This window comes from Kitasatospora putterlickiae (assembly GCF_039527695.1).
Lineage (GTDB): Bacteria > Actinomycetota > Actinomycetes > Streptomycetales > Streptomycetaceae > Kitasatospora > Kitasatospora putterlickiae.
On record NZ_BAAAKJ010000142.1, the window covers coordinates 1 to 7,168 of the forward strand.

A 7,168-nucleotide genomic window follows, 5' to 3' on the forward strand; every position below is an offset into this window, starting at 1 on the left:
GGCGGCCCGGCGGACGGCGCCCCGGTTCCGGGGTCGGGCCGGGCCAGCGTGGAGCCGTCCCTGGCGACCCGCTCGTCGGTGCGGCCGATCAGCCAGTCCCGGCTGGGCACCACCAGGCCGGCCGGGGTGAAGGCGATCCGGCGCAGCTCGGACTGCGGTCCGTTGTCCTTGCGCCACATGCTCGCCACGATGTCCACCGCCTCCTGCGGCGTCTCGGCGAACTCCAGGCCGGCGTAGACCGGGGCGCAGGCGTCCAGGCCGAGGTCCTGGGCGGTGAGGCGGCGGCCGAGCCGGCGGGTGAACACCTCGGCGATCAGCGCCGGGGTGGCGCCGCGCGGCTGCTGGCCGCGCAGCCAGCGGGTGACGGAGGTCTTGTCGTAGCGCAGGTCGAGGCCGTGCTCCAGGCCGAGCTGGTCGACCCGGCGGGCGAGGCCCGCGTGCGAGAAGCCGGCCTCCTCGATCAGCGCGGCGAGCTGGAGGTTCTGGGTGGTGCCGGCCGCCTGGTGGCGCTCGGACGTGTGCCGCTCGGGCTGCGCGTGGCGCTCGGGGGCGTGGTGCTCGGGTGGGGTGTGGTGCTCCGGAGCGTGGCGTTCGGGCACGAGCCGGTCGGCGGGTGTGGCCTGCTCGGGCAGCCGCAGGTCCTCGGCGGCGGTCGGGGCTTCGGGGGCGTCCGGAAGGGACCGGCCGACCGGACCCCGGTGCTGGTCGAGCGGGTCGAGCGGTCCGTACGCCGGGCTGTCGGTTGCAGGCCTTTGGGGCATAGTCAGTCAACACCTCTCGGACGCCGCACCGGCTCCACCAGCGGTTCGGCTGCCTGTGGCGACGCCCCCTGTCGGGAATCGGCGTGAATGTAGCGAGCATTCGGGCGCTATGGGTGGTTCTGACCGAGCAATCCTCCGAACGGGTGAAGCATCCGCGCCCATTGTGGGGAAGGCACCTCAGGATGGGTTTGGCTTCGAGGGCGTCCGCCGACCCGACGGCCGCGACAGCGGTGTGATAGGGGGGAACACCACAGTTCAGCGGGGTGCTGTAGGGGTCCGCCACATAGGAGCGCGACCGCCGGATTCCTACCGTTCTCGGCCATGGACACCACTTCAGCCCGACCGCTCGACGGCCGCACCGCGCTGGTCACCGGAGCCGCCTCGGGCATCGGCCGGGCCTGTGCCGAGGCCCTCGCCACGGCCGGCGCCCGGGTCTACGTCGTCGACCTCGCCGCCGACCCGGCCCACCGGCTCGCCGAGCGGATCGGTGGTGTGGCGCACGTCGCCGACCTCGCCGACCCGGAGGCGGTGGAGGCGCTGCCGGCCGACGCCGACATCGTGGTCAACAACGCCGGCCTCCAGCACGTCGCCCCGGTCCACGAGTTCCCGCCCGACCGGTTCGCGCTGATGCAGCGGGTGATGGTCGAGGCGCCGTTCCGCATCCTGCGCCGCACCCTCCCCCACATGTACGCGCGCGGGTGGGGCCGGGTGGTCAACATCTCCTCCGTGCACGGCCTGCGGGCGAGCCCCTTCAAGTCCGCCTACGTGACCGCCAAGCACGCCCTGGAGGGCCTCAGCAAGACCGTCGCGCTGGAGGGCGCCCCGCACGGCGTCACCAGCAACTGCATCAACCCCGGCTACGTCCGCACCCCCCTGGTGGAGCACCAGATCGCCGACCAGGCCCGCGCCCACGGCATCCCCGAGGAGGAGGTGGTCGAGCGCGTCCTGCTGGAGCGCACCGCCGTCAAGCGCCTCATCGAACCCGAGGAGGTCGCCCGGCTCGCCCTCCACCTCTGCCTGCCCCACGCCTCCTCCCTCACCGGTGCCTCGCTCCCGCTCGACGGCGCCTGGACGGCCCGCTGAGGACGCCGGCCCCGCGGTCGTGACGGGGCGGGTCCGGCGGTCGGCGCGCACCACCGAACGCGCACCGCCGCACGCGCGCCGGCCGCCGACGACCGGCCGGGCCGAGCGGCTACGATCTCGCTTCCCTCCCCGGGGCACGTACACCCACTGTCGATGGGCGGCCGCACCATGAACGACCTCCACTCCAGCTCGGCGCCCGCGCTCCGGCGCCTGCTGGACCTGCTCGCCTCCGGCGCCGCCACCGAGGACTTCGCCGACGTGCTGGCCGACGCCCGCCGGCAGGGCGCGCCGGCCGCGGTGCTGAGCGAGATCGACGACGCCACCTGGCAGGCGCTGCGGGTCCACCGCACGATGCGCCAGCACCGGCGCCGGGAGGCCGAGCTGACGGCGCTGTTCGACACCGCCGGCGACCTCGCCGCCTCGCGCGACCTGGACGCCGTGCTGCAGGCGATCGTCCGGCGGGCCCGGATGCTGCTCGGCACCGACACCGCCTACCTGACCCTCCCGGACGAGGCCGCCGGCGACACCTACATGCGGGTCACCGACGGCTCGGTGTCGGTGCTCTTCCAGACCCTGCGACTCAGCCTCGGCGACGGCCTCGGCGGCCTGGTCGCGCAGACCGCCCGCCCGTACGCCACCCCCGACTACCGCGCCGACGACCGCTTCCACCACACCGGCAGCATCGACGCGGGGGTGCTCGACGAGGGCCTGGTGGCGATCATCGGCGTGCCGCTGCTGCTCGGCGACCGGGTGATCGGCGTGCTGTTCGCCGCCGACCGCTCACCGCGCGCCTTCTCCCCCGACGAGGTCGCGCTGCTCTGCACGCTGGCCGCGCACGCCGCGATCGCGCTGGACACCGCCAAGTCGCTGGCCGACGCCCGGGCCGCGCTCACCGAGCTGAACAGCGCCAACGAGCTGATCCGCGCCCACTCCGCCGCCGTCCAGCGCGCCGAGCGGGGCCACGACCGGCTCACCGACCTGGTGCTGCGCGGGGCCGAGGTGCCGGACGTCGCCGCGGCGGTGGCCGCCCTGCTCGGCGGCGGGATAGCCGTCCTGGACGCCGAGGGCGAACCGCTGGCCGGACCGGCCGCCGCCCCGGGCACCGGACCGGCCGAGGCGGCGGCCGCGTCCCGGGCCGAGGGGCGATCGGTGCGGCACGGCGAGGCCTGGGTGTGCGCGGTCCTGGCCGGGCAGGAGCAGCTCGGCACGCTGGTGCTGCGCGGGCGCCCCGACCTCGACGACGCCGACCGCCGGCTGTTCGAGCGGGCCGGTGTGGTGACCGCGCTGCTCCTGCTGCTGCGGCGCTCGGTCGCCGAGACCGAGAACCGGGTCCGCGGCGAGCTGCTGGCCGACCTGCTCACCGCCCCGGACCGGGACCCGGCCGGGCTGACCGCGCGCGGCCGGCGGCTCGGTGTGGACCTCGGCCGCCCGCACCTGGTGCTGGTCGCGGAGCCGGGCGACGTGCGGGACGCCGGCGCCCACTCCCGGCTGGCGGGCGCGGCCGGGCGGTACCTGTTCGGCTCGCGCGGGATCAGCGCGGAGCACGGGGAGGCGGTGGTGCTGCTGGTCCCGGACGGCGGGGACGGCGGGCCGGGTGAGGGGGACGCCGCTCAGCGGGTCGCCGGACAGGCCGCCGAGCGGCTGGCCCGGCTGGCCGGGTTCCCGGTCACCGTGGGCACCGGCCGTCCCGCCGCCGGACCGGTCGCGCTGGCCGCCGCGTACGCCGAGGGGCTGCGCTGCGTCCGGGCGCTGCGGGTGCTCGGCCGCTCCGGCGAGGGCGGCTCGGCGCGGGCGCTCGGCTTCCTGGGCGTGCTGCTCGGCGACGGCCACGACGTGGCGGGCTTCGTCCGCGCGACCCTGGGCCCGCTGCTGGAGTACGACGCCCGGCGCGGCACCGAACTGGTCCGCACCCTGCGCGCGTACTTCGACTGCGGGGGCAGCCTGACCCGGGCCAAGGACGAGCTGCACGTCCACGTGAACACCGTGGTGCAGCGGCTGGACCGGGTCGAGGTGCTGCTGGGCCGGGACTGGAACGGTCCCGAGCGCTCCCTGGAGCTCCAGCTGGCACTGCGGCTCCAGCTGCTGTCCGGCCGCTGAGCGGGACCGGTCCGGCGGGCGGGGCCGACCGGGGAGAGGGGCCGGGACGGTTCCCCGGCGGGCGGGCGTACAGTGGCGAGGTTGGTCTCGAACGCCTGGCAAGGAGCAGCGGTGAGCGAGAACGTGCGGTTCATACGCATGGGCACGGGCGAGGGCGCCGTCCCGTACCAGGAGGCCTGGGAGGAGCAGCAGCGGCTGCACGCCCTGCGGGTCGCGGACGAGATCCCGGACACGGTGCTGCTGCTGGAGCACCAGCCCGTCTACACCATGGGCAAGCGCACCAACCCGGCCGACCTGCCGCTGGACGGCACCCCCGTGGTCGAGGTCAACCGGGGCGGCGAGATCACCTGGCACGGCCCCGGCCAGCTGGTCGGCTACCCGATCGTCAAGCTGCCGGACCCGATCGACGTGATCGCGTACGTGCGGCGGCTGGAGGAGGCGCTGATCCGCACCTGCGGCGCGCTGGGCGTGGAGACCACCCGGGTCGAGGGCCGCAGCGGCGTCTGGGTGCTGGGCCGCTCCATCCCGGACGCGGTGGTGGACCCGGAGCAGGTGGTGGACATCGGCAAGCTCACCCTGCGGATGGGCCTGCCGCTGGGCATCGACCCGCGGCTGGCCGGTCCCGAGTACGCGCCCTCCAACGCCGGGCAGCGCGGTGACGACCGCAAGCTGGCCGCGATCGGCGTCCGGGTCGCGCGCGGGGTGACCATGCACGGCTTCGCGCTGAACTGCGATCCGGACATGACCTGGTTCGACAAGATCGTGCCGTGCGGCATCCGGGACGCCGGGGTCGCCTCGCTGGCCGGCGAGCTGGGCCGGGACTTCACCGTCCCGGAGGCGGTGCCGCTGGTCGAGAAGCACCTGGCCGAGGTGTTCGCCGAACTGCCGGAACCGGCCGCCGGCCGCTGAGGCTTCCCGCCCCCGGGCGGATCCCGGGCCGGTCCCGGGAAGGATCCCCGGGAATCTACCTGCCGGTAGCCCTGTTGCCCTGCGATTGCGGGGCCCCGGCCCCGGCGAAGGCCGTACAAGCACAGGCGTACCCTGGGGGTACCCCGTCTAGTTCTAGGAGTCGCACGTGTCCGCTGTCGCACCCGACGGCAGGAAGCTGCTCCGCCTGGAGGTCCGCAACAGCGAGACCCCCATCGAGCGGAAGCCCGAGTGGATCAAGACCCGCGCGAAGATGGGCCCGGAGTACAACGCCCTCCAGTCGCTGGTGAAGAAGGAGGGGCTGCACACGGTCTGCCAGGAGGCCGGCTGCCCCAACATCTTCGAGTGCTGGGAGGACCGCGAGGCGACCTTCCTCATCGGCGGTGACCAGTGCACCCGCCGCTGCGACTTCTGCCAGATCGACACCGGCAAGCCCGCCGAGTTCGACCGGGACGAGCCGCGCCGGGTCGCCGAGTCCATCGTCACCATGGACCTCAACTACGCCACCATCACCGGTGTCGCCCGCGACGACCTGCCGGACGGCGGCGCCTGGCTGTACGCCGAGACCGTGCGCCAGGTGCACGCGATGACCGCCGGCCGCGAGGGCGGCCGCACCGGCGTCGAGCTGCTGATCCCGGACTTCAACGCGGTGCCGGAGCAGCTGGCCGAGGTCTTCTCGTCCCGCCCCGAGGTGCTGGCGCACAACGTCGAGACGGTGCCGCGGATCTTCAAGCGGATCCGCCCGGCCTTCCGCTACGAGCGCTCGCTGGACGTCATCACCCAGGCGCGCGCCGCCGGGCTGGTCACCAAGTCCAACCTGATCCTGGGCATGGGCGAGACCCGCGAGGAGGTCAGCCAGGCGCTGGCCGACCTGGTCGGGGCCGGCTGCGAGCTGATCACCATCACCCAGTACCTGCGCCCGTCGCTGCGCCACCACCCGGTGGAGCGGTGGGTGAAGCCGCAGGAGTTCGTCGAGCTGCAGGAGGAGGCCGAGGAGCTCGGCTTCGCCGGGGTCATGTCCGGTCCGCTGGTCCGCTCGTCGTACCGCGCCGGACGGCTGTACCGGCAGGCGCTGGAGCGTCGCGAGCAGGCCTCGGTCTGACCCGACCGGCCGTGCTCAGGCGCGCTTGAGCGGCGTGTTTGAGCCATTCGAAGGGCGGAGCCTCGGCTCCGCCCTTCCGCGTTCATCACGCTTTGACCGCCAGGTCACGGACTGGTAACACGGGGTGGTGACGATGAACCCGTCACGGTTGTTCGATTCTTCTCAGCCACGGCTACGGCCACGAGGGGAGCTGTTCGGCATGCGGATGCGGATCCGGTCGGTGGGGGTCGCGCTGCGGTTCGCCGAGAGCGTCCTGCTGTCCGGCGGGCAGCGGCAGGCCCGGCGGAACGCCTGGGCGGCGGTGTGCGAGAACCGCCGGTACGCGGCCGACCGCCGGCACGACGACGCACCGGCGCCGGGGGTGACAGCGGGTGGTTCGCGGCACCGCGGGCCGCTTCCGTAGCGTCACCCGGGTCACGGTTCGGAGCGAACGGGCACCCGGGCTTGGATATCCCGTGCCCACGCCACGTACCATGAGCGTTATGGCGAGGGAAACATCCGAGAACCCCGGACGGCTGAAGCAGATCCGTCTGGCGTACACCATGACCAAGAAGGTCGACACCAAGATCGGCCTGATCATCGCCGGCGTCGGCCTGCTGACCTTCGGCGTGTTCCTCGCCATCGGCTTCGCGATCGAGCACCCCGTCTACCTGGGCATCCTGGGCTTCATCGTGGCCTTCCTGGCCATGGCGATCGTCTTCGGGCGCCGGGCCGAGCGTGCCGCGTTCGGGCAGATGGAGGGCCAGCCGGGCGCCGTCGCGGCGGTGCTGAACAACATCCGGCGCGGCTGGAGCGCGAACACCACCCCGGTGGCGGTCACCCGCAGCCAGGACGCGGTCTACCGCGCCGTGGGCCGGGCCGGCATCGCGCTGATCGGTGAGGGCAACCCGAACCGGGTGCGCCAGCTGCTCGCGTCGGAGAAGAAGAAGATGGCCCGGGTCGTCGGCGACGTGCCGGTGCACGACATCGTGGTGGGCGACGGCCCGGACGAGGTCCCGCTCAAGAAGCTGCAGATCCACCTGATGCGTCTGCCGCGCGCCATCACGCCCGCCCAGGTCACCGAGACCAACGACCGCCTGCGCGCGCTGGGCGACCTGCTCTCCAAGGCGCCCATCCCCAAGGGCCCGATGCCCAAGGGCGCCCGGATGCCCAAGGGCGGCCAGGTTCGCTGAGCCCCTCCCCCGTCGACAGCACGAGA

The 7,168-nt window shown here is 74.0% G+C and carries 7 protein-coding genes; 6 read left to right on the plus strand and 1 reads right to left on the minus strand.

Annotation, left to right across the window (positions count from 1 at the left end):
- The coding region (locus ABD308_RS15055) for an NsdA family TPR-like regulatory protein (protein WP_486327025.1) at positions 1-761 on the minus strand (761 nt) is incomplete at its 3' end.
- Positions 762-1,082: 321 nt separating this feature from the next.
- Between ABD308_RS15055 and ABD308_RS15060 the strand changes: the two genes are divergently transcribed.
- The 6 genes from ABD308_RS15060 (at position 1,083) to ABD308_RS15085 (ending at position 7,142) form a co-directional block, all read left to right on the plus strand.
- Positions 1,083-1,844, plus strand: coding sequence for a 3-hydroxybutyrate dehydrogenase (locus ABD308_RS15060; protein ID WP_344333778.1), 762 nt, complete (start codon positions 1,083-1,085; stop codon positions 1,842-1,844).
- Between the two features lie 168 nt (positions 1,845-2,012).
- A complete protein-coding gene (locus ABD308_RS15065) occupies positions 2,013-3,941 on the plus strand; it encodes a helix-turn-helix domain-containing protein (protein WP_344333808.1) in 1,929 nt (642 codons plus the stop codon).
- A gap of 138 nt (positions 3,942-4,079) precedes the next feature.
- Positions 4,080-4,850, plus strand: a complete 771-nt coding sequence (gene lipB, locus ABD308_RS15070) for a lipoyl(octanoyl) transferase LipB (RefSeq protein WP_425554770.1) — start codon at positions 4,080-4,082, stop codon at positions 4,848-4,850.
- Positions 4,851-5,016: 166 nt separating this feature from the next.
- A complete protein-coding gene (gene lipA / locus ABD308_RS15075) occupies positions 5,017-5,970 on the plus strand; it encodes a lipoyl synthase (protein WP_344333782.1) in 954 nt (317 codons plus the stop codon).
- A gap of 199 nt (positions 5,971-6,169) precedes the next feature.
- Entirely contained in the window at positions 6,170-6,373 is a 204-nt protein-coding gene (locus ABD308_RS15080) for a hypothetical protein (RefSeq protein WP_344333783.1), read from the plus strand.
- A gap of 79 nt (positions 6,374-6,452) precedes the next feature.
- Positions 6,453-7,142: a DUF4191 domain-containing protein gene (locus ABD308_RS15085; RefSeq protein WP_344333785.1), complete on the plus strand. Its 690-nt coding sequence runs from the start codon at positions 6,453-6,455 to the stop codon at positions 7,140-7,142.
- Positions 7,143-7,168: the final 26 nt, after the last annotated feature.

Excerpts from the sequence above, each read along its gene's own strand:
- ABD308_RS15060 (WP_344333778.1), top strand. The coding sequence starts at position 1,083 with ATGGACACCACTTCAGCCCGACCGCTCGACGGCCGCACCGCGCTGGTC.
- ABD308_RS15065 (WP_344333808.1), top strand. The coding sequence starts at position 2,013 with ATGAACGACCTCCACTCCAGCTCGGCGCCCGCGCTCCGGCGCCTGCTG.
- lipB (WP_425554770.1), top strand. The coding sequence starts at position 4,080 with ATGGGCACGGGCGAGGGCGCCGTCCCGTACCAGGAGGCCTGGGAGGAG.
- ABD308_RS15080 (WP_344333783.1), top strand. The coding sequence starts at position 6,170 with ATGCGGATGCGGATCCGGTCGGTGGGGGTCGCGCTGCGGTTCGCCGAG.
- ABD308_RS15085 (WP_344333785.1), top strand. The coding sequence starts at position 6,453 with ATGGCGAGGGAAACATCCGAGAACCCCGGACGGCTGAAGCAGATCCGT.